Source organism: Marinilabilia rubra, from assembly GCF_003121985.1.
Taxonomy (GTDB): Bacteria; Bacteroidota; Bacteroidia; order Bacteroidales; family Marinilabiliaceae; genus Marinilabilia; species Marinilabilia rubra.
The window spans coordinates 400051-420620 of the sequence record NZ_QEWP01000003.1; the positions used below are offsets into that span (position 1 = coordinate 400051).

The window sequence follows — 20570 nt, forward strand, 5'->3', positions numbered from 1 at the left end:
TTTTGATCTTACTCAAAAACAGACGATCATGTTTCAAAAAGAAGTGCGAAAAAACAAAAAGTTCCCAAACCCTGCAAGTTGGAATAAATTCTGAGATGTGTGGGGATTGTTCATTAAAGTGTTTATTTTAGCAAATCAACTTATGTAGATCGTTAGATCTTGAGATTAATAGATTCAAGATAAGAATCAGCTATTAACAGAGCCTTGCACCCCCTTCGAAAATCAAAAAGTAGATCAACCTGATATAAAACTTTACAATAGATCGTTAGATTTTTAGATATAAGATGAATCGTATGATATTGAAAATCTGGACCTTAGTACAAACAGTCGTTTAAATATAAATAACTGACTACAAGTGCCTTATAAAAGTTTAACGGAGTATTGACTTTAAGAATAGCTTTAAAAATAAATTTATGGATCGTTTCGTGAAGTTCCTCACTTCCCGTCAATTGATGGGTGCTCTTTTTATTTTACTAGCGGCTGTACTTGCAGTGGCCACTTTTCTGGAAAATGATTTTGGTTTCAATGCATCCCGTGCTATGGTTTACAATACCTGGTGGTTCGAATTAATCTTCGTTTTACTGGGCATTAACATGTTTGGAAACCTGTTTGCATTCAACCTCTGGCGTTGGGGAAAAGCACCGGTTCTGTTATTTCACCTTGCATTTTTTGTAATTATTTTGGGAGCCGCCATTACCCGTTACATCGGCTACGAGGGCAACATGCCCATCCGGGAAGGACAAACGGCCAATACCATTTATACCACTGATGGGTATGTCACCCTGGAGGTAAGCGATCAGTCCGGGTCCCGGATTTTTCATGAAAAGGTTTTCTTATCAGGTAAAACACCTCATGAGTTTTCTAAAGAGGTTACTATCAATGGTGAGGATTTTTCAGTTAAAAGCACCCGATATACTTATAATGCCATGATGAGGCCGATTGAAAAGGGCGGCGGAGACCCTCTGTTGGGCATCCTGGCTTCGTCTTCATCGGGGCGACAGGAGGAGTTTCTGAAGCCGGGACAGCAAATCAATGCCGGTGGCCTTAACGTGGCCTTTGCACCTGATTCCGATCAACCAGTAGATGTTGCCATCACAATGAATGAGGCAAATCAGCTGATCATTCAGTCGATACACCCGATGAAACAATCGGCTATGGGGACGCAGCAATCTGCTCCAATTCCCGGAGGCACGCCTGTTTCTTTAAAGCCCGGAACCATTTATTCTGTACAAGGCATTAAACTGGCCATGAGCCGTTTTTGGCCGGAAGCCGAATTGAAACCGGCAGCAATGGGGGGCCAAGGAGGAGGCCCCGGCCGGGATATGGTTACTTTCCGCATTTCAGGAAATAGCCAAGGCAGGGATGTTTTTGTAGAAGGTAAAAAAGGAGATGTTGGTCAACCTGAAAGTGTTGCTGTCAACGGAGGCATGATGAGGATTCGTTACGGCTCACTTCCACTGGAACTGCCCTTTTCCATAAGGCTGAACGATTTTCAACTGGAACGCTATCCGGGATCTGAAAGCCCTTCATCGTATGCCAGTGAAGTAACGCTGATCGATCCTGACCAAAACAAAAAGATGGATTATCGCATTTTCATGAACAACATCCTCAATTACGGAGGATATCGCTTCTATCAATCATCGTACGACCGCGATGAAAAAGGCACCATCCTCTCTGTCAATCACGATCTCTGGGGAACCCTGATTACCTACATCGGTTATTTCCTGCTCAGCGTAAGCATGCTCTGGTCGCTGTTTGCCAAAGACACCCGGTTTCGCAAGCTATTGCAAAAAACCAACAAAATATACCTAAAACGCAAGGGGCTGGCAACCGTCTTTTTGATCCTTATTTCGGTCTCGGTAGTGGGAAAAGACATGCCGCCAAAGCCGGATAAAGAAGTCGCCAGCCAATTGGGCAAAATATGGGTGCAGGACAAAGGGGGACGCATAAAACCCCTGAACAGCCTGCACCAGGAGATCATGGTTAAACTGGTTAAGCACAACAACTTCAACGGATTCAACCCCGACCAGATGCTTTTGGGAATGCTTCTCCAGCCGGCAGACTGGCAAAGGTTGCCGCTCATAACGGTAAAACATCCTGAACTCAAACGACTGTTGAGTGTCAGTGGCCGAAAGGCTGCTTTTGCCGATTTCTTCGATCAGGGCAGGGTCTACAAAATCAAGAAAATGGTGGATGCGGCTTACCGGAAAAATCCTGCTAACCGCAACAAGCTGGAGCAGGAACTTATCAAAGTTGATGAGCAGGTAAACGTCTTTTATATGGCTCAGTCGGGTGACTGGCATCGCATTTTCCCGGTCAACAACAACCGCGAGATGCCCTGGCAGGTGCCTTCCAAACCACCCAAGGGTCTGTCAGGCAAAGACAGTCTGTTTGTTACCTCTGCGATGCCCTCATTTATTGTGGCTGTAAGAAACGGCAACCAGGGGAAAGCCCTCAAAATACTGGACGACATAGCAGGGTATCAGGAAGCTCATGGTGGAAAATTATTACCTTCTGAGTCGAAACTTAAGGCTGAGATATTGTACAACCGGCTCAACATCTTTATGTGGCTGGCCACGTTCTTCTTTGCTTTTGGTATCATCCTGGTCATCTACAACATTCTTGGATTGGTTTATCCCCCCGTTCTAAAAAAATGGATACTGAAACTTTCCACCGGTCTGATTGTGGGTGGCTTTCTTTACCACACATTTGGTCTGGCACTAAGGTGGTATGTTTCGGGACATGCCCCCTGGAGCAATGGTTACGAGTCAATGATTTTTATCGGATGGGCGCTGTTGCTGGCGGGCCTTGTCTTTAGTCGCAGGTCACCCCTGGTATTGTCCGTTACAGCCCTTTTCGCCGGTATTGTACTAATGGTATCGCACCTAAGCTGGATGAACCCTGAAATCACCAATTTGGTACCGGTTCTGAAATCTTACTGGCTAACCCTGCACGTGGCAGTGATCATTGGCGGATACGGCTTTATGGCCCTGGGTGCCATATTAGGGTTCCTGAACCTGCTTCTCACCGGCTTAAAAACCAAGGAAAACAAATTGCGACTGGGACTGACCATCGAAGAATTAACTGCCATCAACGAAATGGCTCTGATTGTTGGCCTCTATTTAATGACCATCGGCTCCTTTCTGGGAGGTGTTTGGGCCAACGAATCATGGGGTCGGTACTGGGGTTGGGATCCCAAAGAGACCTGGTCACTCATTACAATATTGATTTATGCCTTCGTGGTACATATGCGTTTGATCCCAGGCTTACGCGGAAAACTGGCTTTCAACACAGCGTCACTGCTGGCCTTTGCATCGGTTATCATGACTTACCTGGGTGTCAATTACTACCTGGCAGGAATGCACTCCTATGCAGGAGGTGATCCGGTGCCAATTCCTACTGCAGTTTATTATGCAGTGGTAATTGTGAGCGTGTTGATAGGGTATGCGTATTGGAAGGAGAAGGGAGTGCCCCCACCAACCTCCCCCAAAGGGGGAGGCTAAGGAATCTCGAATGCTGCCTTACTCACCCTTTGGGGGATTTAAGAGGCACTTGGGGGGAGGGTTGGGGGCACCCCCTACCACCAAACCCCACTGTTGCTAACAAATGATATATATTTTCCGCAAGGGGACCAGCTGGGCACATTCATTGTACCCTGTCCTCCGTAAAGGTAGGCCACCACTTTGGGATCGCCCCCATCTATGGGAATCTGCCGCAGGTAAACATGCTTGTAAAACGGATGATCCCCTGCATCTACTTCAGGCATGTATGATATAAACACAATCTGTTTTCCATCGGGTGAGATGTGTGGGAACCAGTCGTTGTATTCATCAAAAGTCAGCTGTTCCTGTTCCGAGCCGTCGGGTTTCATTCTCCAAATCTGCATGGTACCGGTGCGGGCTGAGTTGAAATAAATATACTCACCATCAGGCGAATACTCCGATCCATCGTCCAGGGCTTTTTGATTGGTTAGTTGCACCTCTTCTCCGCCTTCGGCAGGAATCCGGTAAATATCGTACTGCCCGTTGCGTTCTGCCGTATATATCACATACCGATTATCGGGCGACCATCCATGCAGATACGAAGGACTTTTGGCGGTAATTCGTTTTGGGGTACCTCCTTCTATCGATAAACTATAAACCACCGATTGTCCGTCATCTTCATCAGCATGGTGACTAATGCCCATTGTTTTTCCGTCGAAAGTCAGCACGTGATCGTTGTTGTTATTGGTGGCAAATCCTGTATTCATCTGACTGGGAATGCCTCCATCAGCCGAAATTTTGAAAAGAAGTCCTTCGCTGTTATAGATCAAACTTTGATTGTCGGGAGTCCAGTTGGGTGCCTGAATAGAAATTGGTGAGGTAAAAATAATTTCCCGATGTCCGGTTTCCATATTCATTACCTCGAGGTGACTGCCCAGAAAATCCTGATAAGGCACCAGATCATCAGGTGCAGGCTTCACCAATCTCACATTACTAAAAACAGCCTTTTCGGTAGTGGTACTATCGTGCGAACAAACAAAAAGACCTGCCAATACCTCATCCTGCAAATCCTCAACAGGCATTGAAATAGTGTTAAAAACTTCGCCATATTTGGCTACCGACATCAGTAACGTATCACCGCGGCGTTCCAGCTGCACAATATCGGGAGATTGAACCTCCGATCGCATCTCCAGAGTTTCTCCATCCTGCTCAGCACGGTATTGAAGGGCAGTGAGTCCATCCCCATGAACGACGGCACTGTAATGTGGTGAGCCGGGAGTTTTATTGGTTCTGAGCATCCAGCCCATCTTGCGATGCGAATGTTGCCCCTCTCCTTTAAACTTCATACGGGCTCTGAGGATAAAATCGCCTGAAGCTTCGCGCCAGGCAAACTGAAAAGCATCTTCATCGAACCATATATTCTCACCACTTCCGGTTAAAACATAAGTTTGATTGTCTGAACTGTAATCTGCTTCCCCGGAAATTCCTACAGCTCCAATATCATTGTGCTCAGTAAAGATGCCGGTATCCGGTGTTTGTGCTTTGGTCATAAAGCTCATGAATAACGAGCCAGACAAAAGAATGACTCCGGTTTTAATTGTGTGTGAATTTTTCATGGTGTTATTAGTTGTTTATTCAAAGATAAGAAAGTGTTGTCATAAGGCCATAAACCTTGAAATGACTCCTCCCCACCTTCCCCTTTTTTCAACGGGTGGATTAACCGCCCTCCCACTCGCTTACAACGAGAGGCTTATCTCCTGTTGTCTGTGACGACCATACCTATGGAATATTAATATTTCTCGTCATAGACGAGAGATAGAAGGCCCTTCGTTACAATCGAGGGGCAGATGAGAACCAGCATTCACAGGGATGTGAAACATCAAATGCCCTTATGCAACCATCAATTTTAAATTGCCTTGCATGAAGGCTTTAATCATATTACCTTTAGGGTCTGCTGAAAAAGTCAGCAGCCCTATTTTAATTTTATTTTTTATTGTCCTTTTTGGCATTGCCCCAAAAAGAACGAAATCCCGATTATGGTTTTTGTGAGTTTTTTCACAAAAACTTTACAAAACCTATATCGGGACTAGTCCGTTTAAACCTATCCGCCCGCGAAAGTCAAAATTTCCGGCCATAGCGCAAGGCCTTGAAAGTCGCCCATTTTGGCTTCCCGCTGTCCGCCGGCCCGGAAAACGAACAGGCCACCGCGCCTTACAAATAGTAAAAGCCGTTCAGCCTAAAAACATTCTTTTGAACAGTAACATTTTGAATACTAATTACCGCGGGTGCAGACTTTTTGAAAGATTTACTTGAAGAACCTTGCACTTCAAATGTGATTATTAGCTATAATTAATTTATTATTAGTCCTTTATTTGTTTTTCAGCAGGCCCTACCTTTAAAGATAATAATAACAAAACGTTAGTTTTTTATATGCTGGTCAACTTTCATTTTAGCCGAGCTTCCATCAAATGAAAACGCCCTTGTCCGAAAACCCTGAAAATAAAAACCTTATGTCATCTCTCTGCGTTTCAGCTTTTATTCTAACCATCTATAAATCTTACATCTAAAAATCTAATCTGTATGCAAGAAGCCCTGCTTTACGAAAAACTGGACGATCAAACCGTAAAATGCAATCTGTGTGCGCATCACTGCAAAATAAAACCTGGAAAATCAGGCATCTGCAAAGTTCGAGAGAACATTGATGGCACACTTTATACCCGGGTTTACGGAAGAACCATCGCCCGACACGTCGACCCCATTGAAAAGAAACCTCTTTATCACTTCTATCCGGGATCGAGTGCATTTTCGATTGGTACACCGGGCTGTAATTTCCATTGTTCGTTTTGTCAGAACTGTGAAATATCCCAGGTCGATAGTGATGAAATACTGGAGACGGGACACAAAGCTTCACCCACGGACCTGGTTCAGGAAGCCATAAAGACCGGTTGTAAAAGCATTGCTTACACCTACACCGAACCCACCATCTTTTTTGAATACGCTCTCGACATAGCCAAACATGCCAGAGAAGCAGGCCTGAAAAACATTTTTGTGTCCAATGGATATATGACACCGGAAATGCTGGATATCATCGGCCCTTATCTGGACGCCATCAACATTGACCTGAAGGCCTTTCATGATGAAACCTACAAACGTCTCATGGGCGGACATCTGCAACCGGTATTAAATGCCTTAAAGAAAGTGATCGAAATGGATATCTGGCTTGAGGTGACTACCCTGGTCATTCCCGGAGTTAACGATTCAGGAAGCGAACTTTATGAAATTGCCCACTTTATTGCAGATGAACTGGGTGTTGATGTTCCCTGGCACATCAGCCGGTTTTTTCCCGGATATAAAATGAATGATGTGCCTGTCACCCCTATGAATACGATTGACAAGGCCGTGCAAGCCGGAAAAGAAGCGGGAATGAATTACATCTACGTAGGCAACGTTCCTTTTTCCTCAGAGCAAAACACCCATTGTCCGGGATGTGAGGCCACCTTGATAGAACGATCAGGATACAACATTTTATCTAATCGAATTGAAAATGGTACTTGTCCGGAATGCGGGTCGAGAATTGCGGTGGTTGATTAGTTCTTCCGAACCCCCAGCACACAACTATCTTTGTGAGCCCTTACATTGCCATTAAGGTCGAACACCTGGCCCCAAATGATGTAAATTCCCGGTGCTGCCAGTGTGTGGTCATCAGTGATGCCGTCCCAGGTGATTTGCCCGGAAGTATCCAGTGTTTGGTTGTCTACGAGTCTTCTTATTTCGTTACCCTCGGCATCAAATACCGAAAAGGAACCTTTTTGCCCGGGTTTTTCAAAAGCATAGGAGATGATTAACTGATCCTCAGTTCCATCAAGATTGGGTGTAAAAATTTCAGGTGATAATTCAAATAACGCAGCTGTTCTTGCATCACGTTGATTTATCAACTGGGAGTTAGAAGCTCCCGGGGTTCCATAACCCGAAGTTGAAGAAGCAGAATGCCAAATAAGCGGATTATTGGTTTTGGCATCATAATTTGTTCGTTCAAGGGCTACTCCTTTTGTATGAGACAATAATTCAAAATGCCGTTCCGGCTCATAATCAAAGCGGTCGATTACCTGCCCGTTTAGGCGCGTCAGGAAAACAGTGCCCCCCTCATTCACATAATTGGGTAAATCCGCGATTTCTCTTATCGCATTTTCAGAGTTCTCGGGGTAGTTACTTTTTAACCAATGGGCATCTTGAGTCAGGCACAGATAATGCCCGGGCAAGAGCCAACGAATGTGATCTGACAAAAGGACCAACTCTTCGGGATCTCCTTTTTTGTCATTGCGGGCCAGACATAAACTATCCAGAGAAATAATTTTATCAGACCGGTTGAAAATCTCCACATAATCGGCACCTTCTGATGGTGGATCAAACATCAGTTCATTGATGACCACATCAAAGCTGTCGAGCCTTCCCGGAAAACCAAACGGCAATTCATATGGCGCAGCCAGATAATTCCCCTCCAAATCCCTGATATTCTGATGCATTATAAAACTTTCAACCACATTCGGCTTGAACGTCTTCCCAAATGTAACCGTAAATACATCTCTGAAAACCTCATCCATAATTATGGAATCTATATTTAATCCGACATTCTCAGATATCCATTCTTCAAAATCCACTGATTTTACATCCAGTGGCTCGGCAAAAACCAGTTTTAATACTGAATCAATTTCAAGCCATGCATCCTGAAGTGAAGGTGAAAACAAATCAGTATTTACTCCGGCCACCGAATTTTCAAAACCGGGTGTTCCCCCCTCTTCATTCTGACAATATGTCCAATTCCATGAATGCCCGGAAAGGTTTTCCGTATCTACCACTTCCAAGCTCCAACCACCGCTTTGTTTGTAAGATTTTCCTGACAATCGGCCGGGATACCTAAAAGAAGCCACAACTAAACCAGAAGGATTCCTAAGAATTATTTCCCCTCCCCCATTCGTTAGTGACGACCAGGCTTCCATGTGAAGAGCATTTTCAAATCCAGTTTCTTCATCAGGCACCAAAACAACATATTCTCCGGGAAACAGAAGAAAATCTGGCAAGTCTTTCTGGTTAGCGTTAACCATAAGTGACATATTACTGAAACTCACCGGCAGGTCTGAACGATTGTATAATTCCAGGTACTCTGCTTCGGGCAAAAAGACAGATGGAGTGGGATCATGCATGATTTCGGAAATCACAATATCATAGGGAGCCGCTTCGTGATAGTAAATGGAATAAGGGCCTTTGGCTAAAGTATCCCCGTTGGTCCAGGCAAGGTCCTGAATTAACAATTCAATTTCCTCAGCATCCGGAAGGGGATTATCAAGATGCAAAACACATATTGACTCATTAAGCATTTCAATATCATCCACCCGCCACTCTTTGCCGGAAAACACAATCTTATCCGGTGTCAGGTTTTCTATTGGAAAGGGTTGGTTGAATTCCAGCCTTATTTGGTGGTAACTTTCAGCGGTCAACCTCTCAACCGCAGGATGCAGATAGGATATTTGCAGAGTGGTATCCTCCATTGCGGTTCCGGAAGCATCGCTCCACCCTGAAACGGTCAGCAAGCCGTTTTCAAAATCAGGCAATCTATCCTTGAGGCCCAGGATAATCTTTTTGGAATTTACTCCGAAGTTAAGTTCGAAAATATCCAGTGTGCCAGAATTCTCAAGTGTCAGCGAAGGTTGAGAACGCTCAATGGAAATCTCTTCCGAAAATGTGAATGCCAACTCAGTTCCATTAACGACATTCATCTCCACCATCGCCGGAGCAACAGTATCGGTATAAGCTTCCCCTGTAACAGAAACCGGCCCAAACCAAAATTTATCGAATCGGGTTTTTGTATAATGGCAGCTTAAACCAAAAAATTTTGAAGCCAAACCGAATTTACTATTGGTCTGTCCTTCCTGCTGCCATCCTGAGCCGGCATTGGTCTCCAGAAACCACTCTCCACCTTTTTCCCGCTCAACCCTCACCTGAGCAATAACCGGATCCATATCCAGCAGGTCTTCTCGTCCTTCAATAAGCAAGCGGTCTTCTCCATTCCTCCGCTCCCATAGTGATATATTGTCATCTGAGGTTCCCACTACCAGATAAAAACCATTTTTGAAATTTTCCTTTCCATCAGTTGCGAGGAACACTTGAAAATAATTGGATGACGAGGGATTGAAATCAAGTTGAAAGGCCATTTCCCAGGAAGCATTTTCAAATGCCTGGGAATTTGTAAATAAAAAAGCCTCACCCGAAACTTCAGGCGCATTTAATTGAATAATATTGCCCTCCTCCGGAGAAACAAAGAAATTAGTATCACCGGTCCACGCTTCAGGAAACGGATTCAGGAAATCCCCAAAAGACAGACTGAGAAAGGGATAGCACAAGAGAACAACAAGAAAGCAACGAAGAATAGATTTCATTTGATTAGGGTTTATTACTTAAAAGTATTAATTTTGTGTCGATTGTGTCAAAAAAAGACCCAACAAAGCGGAATATGAAATTATTCAATCCCTATTTTGTAATAAACCCATTCTTGATGCAAGGTAATTAATTTTTTTGTCAATAAAAACGAAATATTATCACATGGAGCTTTCTGGAAATCCGGAGATCTCCGGGTTTGGACAAAACCTCTAAAACATAAGGCCCCCATGTGACCATTTATTAACCAAAATTAAACACATGAAAGTAGCTATTGTAGGAGCCAGCGGTGCTGTAGGACAAGAGTTTTTAAACATTCTTGAGAACAGAGATTTTCCAATGGATGAACTCGTATTATTCGGATCTGCCAGAAGTGCAGGACGAAAATACAACTTCAGGGGGAAAGAGCTGGTAGTCAAAGAGCTTCAACACAACGACGATTTTAAAGATATTGATATTGCCCTCACCAGTGCAGGTGGAGGCACTTCCAAAGAATTCGAAAAAACCATTACCAAACATGGCACCATCATGATTGACAACTCCAGCGCATTCCGTCTGGATGATGATGTGCCTTTGGTAGTACCTGAAGTAAATGCGGCTGACTGTGCCAACCGTCCGCGCAATGTAATTGCCAACCCCAACTGTACCACCATCCAGATGGTTGTTGCCCTGAAAGCCATTGAGGATATATCTCATATCCGCAGGGTGCATGTTTCTACCTACCAGGCAGCCAGCGGGGCCGGTGCGACTGGCATGGACGAACTGGAAAACCAGTTTAAGCAGATTGTGAATGGTGAAAAACCCGACGTAGAGAAATTCACGCACCAGCTGGCCATGAATATCATTCCTCACGTGGATGTATTTACCGACAACGGATACACCAAAGAGGAGATGAAGATGTTCAATGAAACCCGAAAAATCATGCACTCCGATGTTCAGGTGAGTGCCATGTGTGTGCGAATTCCGATTATGCGCGCTCACTCGGAGTCTATATGGGTAGAGACTGAACGTCCGGTTAGTGTAGAAGAAGCCACTGAGGCCTTCAGCAAAGCCGAGGGTATAAAGGTGATTGATAACCCAGACAAAAACGAATATCCAATGCCTCTCTTCCTTTCAGGTGAGGATGAAGTTTTTGTCGGACGTATCCGCGCCGACCTGGCCAACCCCAATGGACTTACGTTCTGGGCCGTAGCCGACCAGATTCGCAAAGGAGCTGCTCTTAACGCAGTTCAAATTGCTGAATACATGGTAAAAGAAGGCATGGTGAAGTAAAAAATATTATTGATTTGTAATATATTTGAAACGGGACAGTTATTAACTGTTCCGTTTTTTTACTATAAAAAACATGCTATCAAAAGATCTACACAAAATGACCCCCTCAGGAATTGGGACAGTTGTTCCCCATTTTTCTTGAAGAACCAAATCCGGAGTGGCGTGCACAATTTGAATCCGAAAAAGCCAGAATCATCCACCTGTTTTCAGAGGAGGAAATTGAACAAATAGATCACATTGGTAGCACAGCGATTTCCGGCATTAAGGCCAAACCAACCGTCGATATCCTGTTACAAATCACGCATGAAACCGGGGATCAAAAGGTGATTGATAACATTACTTCGCTTGGCTATGAATTCATTCCCCAACCGGACAACCCTCCACCACATATGATGTTTGTTAAAGGCTATACCACTGAAGGATTTAGTGGAAAAAGCTTCCATATTCATGTACGATACAAAGACCATTGGAATGAAATACTCTTCAGTGATTATTTGCTACATCATCCTTCTATTGCCAAAAAATAGGAAGCCCTAAAGATAGTCCTGGCAAAAAGTTTCAAGTTTGACCGGGATGGATATACTGAGGCTAAAACAACCTTTGTGAACAAAGTTTTGGATTTGGCAAAGGACTATTTTAAAAGTTCTGAATACCAATCAATAGACCGTTAGTCCCGATGCTTCGGGATAGATATTAGATTTAGGATGAATCTTAAAACATTGAAAATCTGCACTTTAACACAAAATGTGCTTTAATCATAAACCAATGATTCAGAGACTCTTGAAAAACTTTAACGGACTATTACCAATAAAACACTTTTATTAATTTTGGAGAGTTTATAGACCGACACTAACTAGTGTCGGTCCATAAAGTACCATTTGCGTCGTTACGCTTGCTCCCAAAATACTCATTTACCCAAGTAAACTCCGTTTTTGGGAGCTTCGCAGGCCTTGCAACTGGAACTTTCTGACCAGACACATGACTACTTAGTTTCAAAGCTGACTTTATAGACGGGCACTAACTACGGTCACGGAGAACCTAAAGGAGTTTGAACGAATATCTAACATTCAACTGGAAAACCGGATTCAAAGGAAATAGCTCCCCGTAACTTTCTTCTCCTAACCATCTTTTGCTATTTTTGCAGCCCTAACGAGAAAACAGGCGGAAGATGTTCAACGGCAGCGAGAAAGAAGAAAGAGTATTCCTGCAGAAAATACTGGAGCGACTTAGATACACCCTTCGAAAAATTGACGGGACCATCAGTGAGCACTCCAAAGATGTTCAGGATTTCAAGGAGTATTTGTGGAACAACATGTCCGACATGGATCATGCCGAAAAAGTATCGGTGCGTCAGTCCATCACTCAAACAGCCATGACCGGTGAATCAGCTCTTGAACGCAAAAAAAGAATCCGGAAGCTTATAGACATCCCTTATTTTGGCAGAATTGATTTTGCCGAGGAAGATCAAAAGCAACCCTGGCCCATCTATATCGGCATTCACTCTTTCTATGATTTTGAGACCCGTGAAAACCTTATTCACGACTGGCGGGCACCCATCTCAGGAATGTTTTATGATTACGAACTGGGCCCTGCAGTTTTCAAGGTTCCTGATGGTGAAGTTGAAGGCGAAATCTCTCTCAAAAGGCAATACCGCATTCGGAAAAGCACGATGGAATTTATGCTCGAGAGTTCGCTTAACATCCATGACGATGTATTGCAAAAAGAATTAAGCGCCACATCGGATGAGAAAATGAAAAACATTGTGGCCACCATTCAGCGGGAACAGAACGCCATTATTCGTGACGAGGACGCCTTTGTGCTGATCATTCAAGGAGTTGCCGGATCAGGCAAAACCTCAATTGCCCTCCACCGCATTGCATATTTGCTTTACCGGTTCAAGGACACTATTTCATCCGATAACATCCTGATCATTTCGCCCAACAAAGTTTTTGGTGATTACATTGCCAACGTTTTGCCCGAACTAGGTGAGGAAAAAATCCTCGAAACAGGAATGGAGGACATTGCCAGGGAACAACTCAACAACAAGTACAAATTTCAGACTTTCTTTGAGCAGGTTTCGGATCTTGTTCACAAGAAAGATGAGGCTTTTTCTGAACGAATTCGCTTTAAAGCCACATTTGAATTTCTGAACTTGTTGAAAAAATATTTGCTTCACATCGAAAACCATTATTTTGAAGCTAATGACGTCAAAGTAGACCGTTTTTTCATCCCTGCCGGTTATGCCGAGGAACGCTTCAGAGCCTGGAGCAGAGTGCCTTTGGCAAAAAGATTCCAAAGGGTAGCCAAAGATATTGTGGGAAGAGTCGAGATCATGCAAAAAACGGACATCCCAAAATCAGAAATTAAAAAGACAGAAACACAGGTAAAGAAAATGTTCCGCATCACTAACCTGCAAAGTCTTTACAAAGATTTTTACGACTGGCTGCAACGCCCTGACATGTTTAAAAAACGGAAAGGAGGGCTCGAATTTGCTGATGTATTTCCGATGGTGTATCTTAAAATAATGTTCGAAGGCCCTCAAAGTGCCTCGAAAATCAAACACCTTCTGGTGGACGAAATGCAAGACTACACCCCTGTGCAATACGCTGTATTGAGTAAACTCTACCCATGCCGAAAAACAATCCTGGGCGATGCCAATCAATCGGTTAACCCCTTCAGTTCGAGCAAACATGAAGACATCTCCCGGGTATTCCCCAATGCGGTTACCATGAAATTAAACAAAAGCTACCGGTCAACTTTCGAAATAACCAGTTTTGCACAGAACATCTCCCCCAACGACGAACTGGATCCGATCATTCGGCATGGCAAAGAACCACAAATTACAGGTGTTAAGACAGCCGGGAATGAGCTGGGAAAAATATCCGGATTAATTGAAGAATTTCAACAATCCAGCAATCAATCATTGGGAATTATTTGCAAAAATCAGGAACAAGCCGATTCAATTCATGAGCAGCTGAAACCACATCATAATGATGTCTATTTGCTCAACAGCGAAAGTGTGGCCTTTGTCAATGGAATTGTCATTACCACAGCCCATATGGCTAAAGGACTTGAGTTTGACAATGTAATCGTTCCTCATGTAAATAAAAAGAACTACAACAACGAAGTGGATAAAAGCATGCTTTACATTGCATGTACAAGAGCCATGCACCAGTTAAACCTGACACATTGCGGCGAATTGAGTGAATTATTGCGCTTTCCAGGAAATTGACCTTAAGGATTATCTTCACGTAACACATACCCAACTGTTGGTATATTGTCAATCCTTAAACTTTTGTCGTCCTTAAGATATCGTCTGAGCTTGCTGATAAAAACGTCCAGGCTGCGCCCGTGAAAATAATCCACATCTCCCCAGAGATTCATCAGGATTTCTTCACGTTTAACCAGTTGATTTTTTCGACCGGTAAGCATTTTCAGAACTTCACACTCACGCTTGGTCAACCGATGTGAATGATCATTGTTTCTTAACATCTGATTACTAAAATCAACGACAAAACTGCCAACGGGAATAGCCGGTTTCTCAGAGACCTGATTTTCAGTCCGGTTTAATCGTCTGGTAATGGCCTTAATCCTCCATATTAATTCATCCAACTCGAATGGTTTAACCAGATAATCATCCACCTCCAGTTCAAAAGCTTTTTGCTTATCATCTTTGTGCGACCGTTTGCTAATAATAAATACCGGAATGTTCTTATCGCGTCTTCGCACTCTTTCAGTCAGGGTAAATCCATCAATACCAGGCAACATCAGATCGAAAATGCAAAAATCATGTCGCCCATTGCAGAAGTTCTCAAAGGCTTCATCTCCATCAATGCAATAAGTCACCTCGTGACCAAAACTTTTCAGCAGAGAAGAGATTTCAGCTCCCAAAGCCTGATCATCCTCAACCAAAAGAATGTTTAGTAAACCAGAGTCCATCAGTTTATTAAACAAAGCAAAACATAGAGGGTTTAACGCAGGTGGTTACAACACCTTTTTTTTAGGAGTGGTAGCAATAAAATCCTTCAGATAAAACGGTTCAAAATAAGCTACATCTTCAAAAGCTTTTTGGTTCCAGGCTTCGAAAGCCAATGCAGCCATATTGCGGGCGAGGGGCCCTTCATCCTCAGGGAAAACGGCATTGGGGTGGTTTAGTGCTTCCTTGCATTTTCCGGCTCCATTGCCAAAGAAAAAGACTTTTCTTTGATCCAAAACATCCCTGTAACTTGTTTCATCTATGATGTCGGCAGAAGTTTTTCGCTGCTGTGTCATATTTGTATCAAACATGGCAGCATATACCTCCATTCTTCGGGCATCAATCATAGGACAAAACCAACTATCTTCGTCGGGATTAAAAGATAATTTCCCTTTCACCACCGGCCAGGCCAAAACAGAGAGGGACGGAATAGAAATCAAAGGCTTATCCATCGCGAAGCACACACCCTTGGCAGTAGAAACGCCTATTCGTAACCCGGTATAAGAACCCGGTCCGCTACTCACAGCAACAGCATCCACATCAGTTATCTCAATTGCAACTCCTGAATCCTCAAAGAGCTGTTGTATTAATACGGTGAGTCGATTGGCATGAGAATTTCCTTCGCTCTCCTGCCTGGCTGCCACTACCTTACCATCCTTGGCCAAAGCCACAGAACACACTGTTGTTGAAGTCTCTATACAAAGAATATATGCCATCGCAAAAACTTTTTGCAAAAGTAGCGAATCAGCTTTAAGATCAAAAGCCGGAATTAAATGTTTTTTGCCAATATTTCAATGTATGCCTATTTCGCTGTCTTTTCATTGAAAGTAAAAACTCACGCCAAGTCCGAGACTCCATATATCCTTCAGGGTAATATAGTCCGTACGAATGGCTTCAAGCAGATAAGCATCCAGGGCCGAAAACTCAAAATAGAGCCCCACTCCCGTTAAATGTTTATCTTTCACAGGTATATGCCATTCCCCTCCCCAAAAAGGAGCAAGGTGAACCTTATTCTGAAAATAATATTCTTTGGGATAATGTGGAGGAAGCCTTTTAAAGGTAGTATTGGTATTTCCCCAGTTTACAATTAAGCCTGCCCTTGGCCAAAAATGCTTTAACCATGGAGACCTCGTCAAAAAGAAACTATTTTTTAAAGAAATGGTCTGAACCCCGACACTGCTACCACCAAAATTTTCGGACAAGTGACCATACATCAAAGTTGGCTCGTATATCTCCCACAACCGATATCCCAAACCTACCGATAAAAAGCCCACACTCCCGGCATACTGTACTTTGCCATGCGTAGGAAAAAACCAACGGGGTTTTATTCGGACAGTGTCTTCTTTTATCACTTTTGATCTTGGCTCATACATCCTTTCAATAAAAGGGGCCATAGGATGACTTGGGCGGGAAGCAAACTGCGCATCTCCTTCCGCCACAATTCCCATTAGCAACAAGAGCATTATCAACCAATATTTCATTACATATATATTCTTGGGAACTATGAAAATTCCTGAATTTTAAAAGAGCCTGTTTGTTGACGATAGATCTAAGATCTAAGACATATCATATGTTATTGCTTTTCTGAACTTTAACACAACAAACCTCACTAAGACAAACAACTGAATTATACGGTCTTGCAAAAACTTAACGAAGCATTGTGTTGAAATACAATTCGCCATTTTCTGTACTGTCTAAAAAGACTCACGGGAAACCATCAATGTGTCCGCCTGAACATCAAGGACAACAATCTGCCTGTCTTCTGTGTCGCCGGTCACTAAAAACGGCACATCAGAATCTTCCCTTTTTCCATAAAAATAACTGTGAGTATGACCATGCACAGATAGTGAAACATTCTGATCTTCGATGATCTTATTGTATAGATAGTGATTGCCGACACTAAACTGTTTGCTCCATGGGGGAATATGGGCAAAAACAAAAATATGGGTAATATCATCTCCCACACTGCAGGCATTTTTCAGCCATTTAAAATCAGGATCCTCAACGTTTTTTTCCCAAATAGTATCATCAAAAAAGACAAACCGGCAATTATTGTAATCAAGGGTGAAATTAAACGGCCCAAACATATCCTTGTAGATGTACTCTCCGTTAGAAAGGAAGTCATGGTTCCCGATAAGAGTAATCAAAGGATGGTTTAAGTCTTTCGTTATATCCTCAAACCAAACAAATTCGCGGTATATTCCACTTAAAGTGATGTCGCCATTGTGAACAACAAAGTCAATGCTGTCCATTTTGTTCAAAGCCTTTATCTGCAATTGAAAATCATCGTAGAAAGTATGGGAGTCACCGATAAGGGCAATTTTAAATGGCTTAAACTCTGCATGACTCCCATTCTCAAGACCACGGATGGATTGAAGATTTCCCTGCTTCCCATACGAGCCTACCCCCGCCTGGTAAGGACTGTACTCAATCAGGTTTTCGCAACTGCTAACGATCGAAATCAGGACCAGTGTCACAAATATGCTTAATAAAAACTTTTTCATTCCAAGTGCGGCATTTTTCCTATACAAAGGAACAATGATTGCTAGCCGCAGGCAATGAATTTCGGATGTAAACCCAAAATAACGGGGCGAAACACCCAAAAATGGTGACAACCCGTTGGCAACTACAAAAATTTTGAAAGTATTGTGATAATAAAGGAGATTACTGAACCGGTAAAGTAAAAAAGAAACTTGCACCATGACCTGCAGCCGACTCCACCCATATGTTGCCTTCCATAAGCTCAACCAGGCTCTTACATATAGACAACCCCAGACCGGTTCCTCCTCTATTCTGAGCGCCTACTTTTAAGACCTGCCCAAAGCGTTCGAAGATAATTTTATGATGCTTGGCAGCAATTCCTATTCCATCGTCATGGACAAAAAAGCGAACACGGTCCCCATCAGGTTCAAAACCAAAAACAACGTGCCCCCCTGGTGAAGTAAATTTAAAAGCGTTACTGATCAGATTATTAAAAACCTGAGTGATTTTCCCCCCATCAACCAAACAAAAAAGGTCATCCTCCGGTACATGATATCTTAATTCTACGTTGCGCTCCACTGCCTCAACCTCAAAGAAACGTGCCAGGTCATGAGTAAGCCGGTTAAGGTTCACCCGATCGGGAAGAAAATTAACTTGTCCGGTTTCCAGTTGAGAAACTTCAAGCACATCATTGATGATGGCCAGCAATTGCTGTCCGCTTTTTACTATCACATCCACACAGTTGTCCCGGTCTTCCTCTGGTAAATCTTTGGTTCGTAATAGTTCTGAAAAACCCAGAATTCCATTCATCGGAGTTCTTATTTCATGACTCATATTGGCCAGAAAGGCCGACTTAAGCCGGTCACTTCTCTCTGCCTGTTCTTTCGCCTCAATCAAATCCCTTTCTACTTTCCGTGCATGGGTTACATCGCGAACAATAGTCATAAACCGATCCTCATTAACATAAACCATCCGGGATTCAAAAATCCCCAGGTTTTCATCTTCGCCCATTTCATATTCATAAGTTTCTAAACTTTTGTGGAGTTGAACGGCCGCAATTTTTTGATGAGTCAGATTAGCTATGTTCTCAGGAAAAATATTATCTATTTTTTGATCAATGAAGGAGTTGGGTGGTAAATACAAATCCTCCTCATTTTCTGCATGGTAATCCTTTATGACTCCTTCTTTATCAAAAACAAATATCAAATCGGGAATAACGGAGAGCAATCCTGTAATGCGGGCCTGGTTTTGATTAGCCTCATCAACAGCTGCGTGCAGACTGTATATTAATTTCTTTTCCTGAGTAATATTGGTGAATGTTCCAATTACCTTTTGAGGAAGGCCATCTTTAAAAATCATAATGCCACTTCCCTTATAATATTGGAATGCCCTATTGTCCATCTCCACCCTAAACTCATCAAACCATTCCTCATTTTTGGGAAACCGGTTCGTCCAAAAGTTCACAATCCGAAACCGGTCCTCTTCATGAATCCGGGCGCTAAATTCTTCAAAAGTAGATGGGGGTTCTTTGAACGGTCCAATAAAGCTGAACTTGCCAAACCAGCTCATTTTATCTGTTGTGGGATTCCATTCATAAATAATATCATTAGTATGAGTCGCCACTATACGAAATCGCTCTTCGCTTTCGCGGAGTCGTTCTTCAGTTATTTTTCTGGCAGTAATATCCCTTCCCAGAATTACAATTCCTTTTCGCCTGCCGGTATCATCAAAAACCGGTGTTTTTATCACATCTAACTTACATTCACGTCCATCCGGTAATGGCACAGATTCCTCTGCCATAACCGGCTGTCTTTTTTCCCAGGCTTCTTTATCTGAAAGGGCGCACTGTTGAAAAACATCCTTTAATTCCGGGACCAAAGTCTCCAGATAGCCCTCCTCCTTAAAAAGAAATTCTTTATCCTTCAACCTGAAAAGTTGCTGAATAGACTCATTGGCCTCCATCCATTTTCCTTCCGCATCTTTAAAACAAATAACATCCGGAGTAGCATTGATTAAAACTCTCAAACGGTCTTTACTTTCCTTTAACGCCCTCAGGGTTTTTATTCTTTCTGTATCGTCGTGAATTATCCCTATACCCCCGGTCACTTCCTTCGATTGATTGAAAATAGGAGCGGTTTTCAGCACCAAATGGACAGATTCTTTACTGATCGTTGTATTATAAATGCCTTCATAAAACCCTTCATCCCCATTTAAAGGGGCTTTTAAAGCAGGCAGGATAGAAGGATCTTGTATGTTATTAAGATCGAAATTTAAAAGATCGCCGGTTGAAGCGCCTAATGTGGATATCAATCGTTCATTGAACGAGGAAATCTTAAGCTGAGTGCTGTAAAAAAATATTCCAACCGGTGAGAATTCAAACAGAAGCCTGAACCGATCCTCTTCTTCAAGAGGACGCGGTTTTTCATCAAAGAAAAAGTTTTCAAAACTTTTTTCAATGGCCATCCTGGTCTGATCAATAAGCAGTTTTTGCATGTCATCCCATGACGAAGCATCATCTTTTAACAGACAGAGGCGGTTAAAGCCGGAAAGGGAACGAGATGTTAAGTTAAAAAAAAGACCCGCCTGAAAAGGCTCTATCAAATCGGAGTTTGCCAGTTCGACACTTCCTGCAGATTCTTTTGCATAAGGGGCGGTTTGCTCCAATACCCTTTTAATGTCGGATTCCGTAAAAGACTTTTTGGAATTTGGAGATGCTGACCAAATAAAATTAACAGATCCATCAACCTCTACAGTCAACATAACATGTGAACCAGTAAAAGAAGAAAGCATTTTTAAGGTATCCAATGCTGTAGGGGGAAACCCTTGAACATGATGCATAATGCCTTATTTTTGGGAATTCGGGGTTTATCAATAATCTTTAAAATTAAGAAAAAACTCATTACAATTATTTAAAACTGATTATAATA

General features: G+C 42.9%; 12 protein-coding genes. 5 read left to right on the forward strand and 7 right to left on the reverse strand.

All coding sequences use genetic code 11. The features are described 5' to 3' along the window. Nucleotides 1-413 precede the first annotated feature (413 nt). Nucleotides 414-3503 (forward strand): cytochrome c biogenesis protein CcsA, encoded by a 3090-nt coding sequence (ccsA, locus tag DDZ16_RS06145; RefSeq protein WP_109263548.1) that lies wholly within the window; start codon nucleotides 414-416, stop codon nucleotides 3501-3503. A 74-nt stretch (nucleotides 3504-3577) separates the two neighbouring features. Here ccsA and DDZ16_RS06150 read toward each other — a convergent pair whose 3' ends face one another. Beyond that, nucleotides 3578-5098, reverse strand: a complete 1521-nt coding sequence (locus DDZ16_RS06150; RefSeq protein WP_109263549.1) for a TolB family protein — start codon at nucleotides 5096-5098, stop codon at nucleotides 3578-3580. A 964-nt stretch (nucleotides 5099-6062) separates the two neighbouring features. Between DDZ16_RS06150 and amrS the strand changes: the two genes are divergently transcribed. Next, a complete protein-coding gene (amrS, locus tag DDZ16_RS06160) occupies nucleotides 6063-7073 on the forward strand; it encodes an AmmeMemoRadiSam system radical SAM enzyme (RefSeq protein ID WP_109263550.1) in 1011 nt (336 codons plus the stop codon). On the opposite strand, the gene DDZ16_RS06165 is transcribed toward amrS, so the two are convergent. Next, entirely contained in the window at nucleotides 7070-9916 is a 2847-nt protein-coding gene (locus DDZ16_RS06165) for a lamin tail domain-containing protein (RefSeq protein ID WP_109263551.1), read from the reverse strand. The two genes, amrS and DDZ16_RS06165, sit on opposite strands and share 4 nt — an antisense overlap. Nucleotides 9917-10175: 259 nt before the next feature. Between DDZ16_RS06165 and DDZ16_RS06170 the strand changes: the two genes are divergently transcribed. The 3 genes from DDZ16_RS06170 (at nucleotide 10176) to DDZ16_RS06180 (ending at nucleotide 14418) form a co-directional block, all read left to right on the forward strand. Beyond that, nucleotides 10176-11186 (forward strand): aspartate-semialdehyde dehydrogenase, encoded by a 1011-nt coding sequence (locus DDZ16_RS06170; RefSeq protein WP_109263552.1) that lies wholly within the window; start codon nucleotides 10176-10178, stop codon nucleotides 11184-11186. 113 nt (nucleotides 11187-11299) lie between these two features. Next, nucleotides 11300-11713 carry a GrpB family protein gene (locus DDZ16_RS06175; RefSeq protein WP_109263553.1) on the forward strand — a complete coding sequence of 138 codons (414 nt, stop codon included), beginning with the start codon at nucleotides 11300-11302 and terminating at the stop codon, nucleotides 11711-11713. 641 nt (nucleotides 11714-12354) lie between these two features. After that, the gene (locus tag DDZ16_RS06180) at nucleotides 12355-14418 is read left to right on the forward strand and encodes a HelD family protein (RefSeq protein ID WP_109263554.1); all 2064 of its coding nucleotides are present in this window, start codon (nucleotides 12355-12357) and stop codon (nucleotides 14416-14418) included. Nucleotides 14419-14420: 2 nt separating this feature from the next. Here DDZ16_RS06180 and DDZ16_RS06185 read toward each other — a convergent pair whose 3' ends face one another. The 5 genes from DDZ16_RS06185 to DDZ16_RS06205 form a co-directional block, all read right to left on the reverse strand. Continuing rightward, entirely contained in the window at nucleotides 14421-15125 is a 705-nt protein-coding gene (locus tag DDZ16_RS06185; RefSeq protein ID WP_232526566.1) for a response regulator transcription factor, read from the reverse strand. A gap of 45 nt (nucleotides 15126-15170) precedes the next feature. Further along, a complete protein-coding gene (tsaB, locus tag DDZ16_RS06190; protein WP_109263556.1) occupies nucleotides 15171-15878 on the reverse strand; it encodes a tRNA (adenosine(37)-N6)-threonylcarbamoyltransferase complex dimerization subunit type 1 TsaB in 708 nt (235 codons plus the stop codon). Between the two features lie 102 nt (nucleotides 15879-15980). After that, a complete protein-coding gene (locus DDZ16_RS06195; protein WP_232526567.1) occupies nucleotides 15981-16643 on the reverse strand; it encodes a hypothetical protein in 663 nt (220 codons plus the stop codon). 213 nt (nucleotides 16644-16856) lie between these two features. Next, on the reverse strand, nucleotides 16857-17666 hold the full coding sequence (locus DDZ16_RS06200; protein ID WP_109263595.1) for a metallophosphoesterase family protein: 810 nt from the start codon (nucleotides 17664-17666) through the stop codon (nucleotides 16857-16859). A gap of 160 nt (nucleotides 17667-17826) precedes the next feature. After that, complete coding sequence (locus DDZ16_RS06205) at nucleotides 17827-20481, reverse strand: sensor histidine kinase (protein WP_109263558.1); 2655 nt, start codon at nucleotides 20479-20481, stop codon at nucleotides 17827-17829. Nucleotides 20482-20570: the final 89 nt, after the last annotated feature.

What these genes read in the sequence shown, in the direction of transcription:
- ccsA (WP_109263548.1), top strand. Translation starts at nt 414, where the DNA reads ATGGATCGTTTCGTGAAGTTCCTCACTTCCCGTCAATTGATGGGTGCT.
- DDZ16_RS06150 (WP_109263549.1), bottom strand. Translation starts at nt 5,098, where the DNA reads ATGAAAAATTCACACACAATTAAAACCGGAGTCATTCTTTTGTCTGGC.
- amrS (WP_109263550.1), top strand. Translation starts at nt 6,063, where the DNA reads ATGCAAGAAGCCCTGCTTTACGAAAAACTGGACGATCAAACCGTAAAA.
- DDZ16_RS06165 (WP_109263551.1), bottom strand. Translation starts at nt 9,916, where the DNA reads ATGAAATCTATTCTTCGTTGCTTTCTTGTTGTTCTCTTGTGCTATCCC.
- DDZ16_RS06170 (WP_109263552.1), top strand. Translation starts at nt 10,176, where the DNA reads ATGAAAGTAGCTATTGTAGGAGCCAGCGGTGCTGTAGGACAAGAGTTT.
- DDZ16_RS06180 (WP_109263554.1), top strand. Translation starts at nt 12,355, where the DNA reads ATGTTCAACGGCAGCGAGAAAGAAGAAAGAGTATTCCTGCAGAAAATA.
- DDZ16_RS06185 (WP_232526566.1), bottom strand. Translation starts at nt 15,125, where the DNA reads ATGGACTCTGGTTTACTAAACATTCTTTTGGTTGAGGATGATCAGGCT.
- tsaB (WP_109263556.1), bottom strand. Translation starts at nt 15,878, where the DNA reads ATGGCATATATTCTTTGTATAGAGACTTCAACAACAGTGTGTTCTGTG.
- DDZ16_RS06195 (WP_232526567.1), bottom strand. Translation starts at nt 16,643, where the DNA reads ATGAAATATTGGTTGATAATGCTCTTGTTGCTAATGGGAATTGTGGCG.
- DDZ16_RS06200 (WP_109263595.1), bottom strand. Translation starts at nt 17,666, where the DNA reads ATGAAAAAGTTTTTATTAAGCATATTTGTGACACTGGTCCTGATTTCG.
- DDZ16_RS06205 (WP_109263558.1), bottom strand. Translation starts at nt 20,481, where the DNA reads ATGCATCATGTTCAAGGGTTTCCCCCTACAGCATTGGATACCTTAAAA.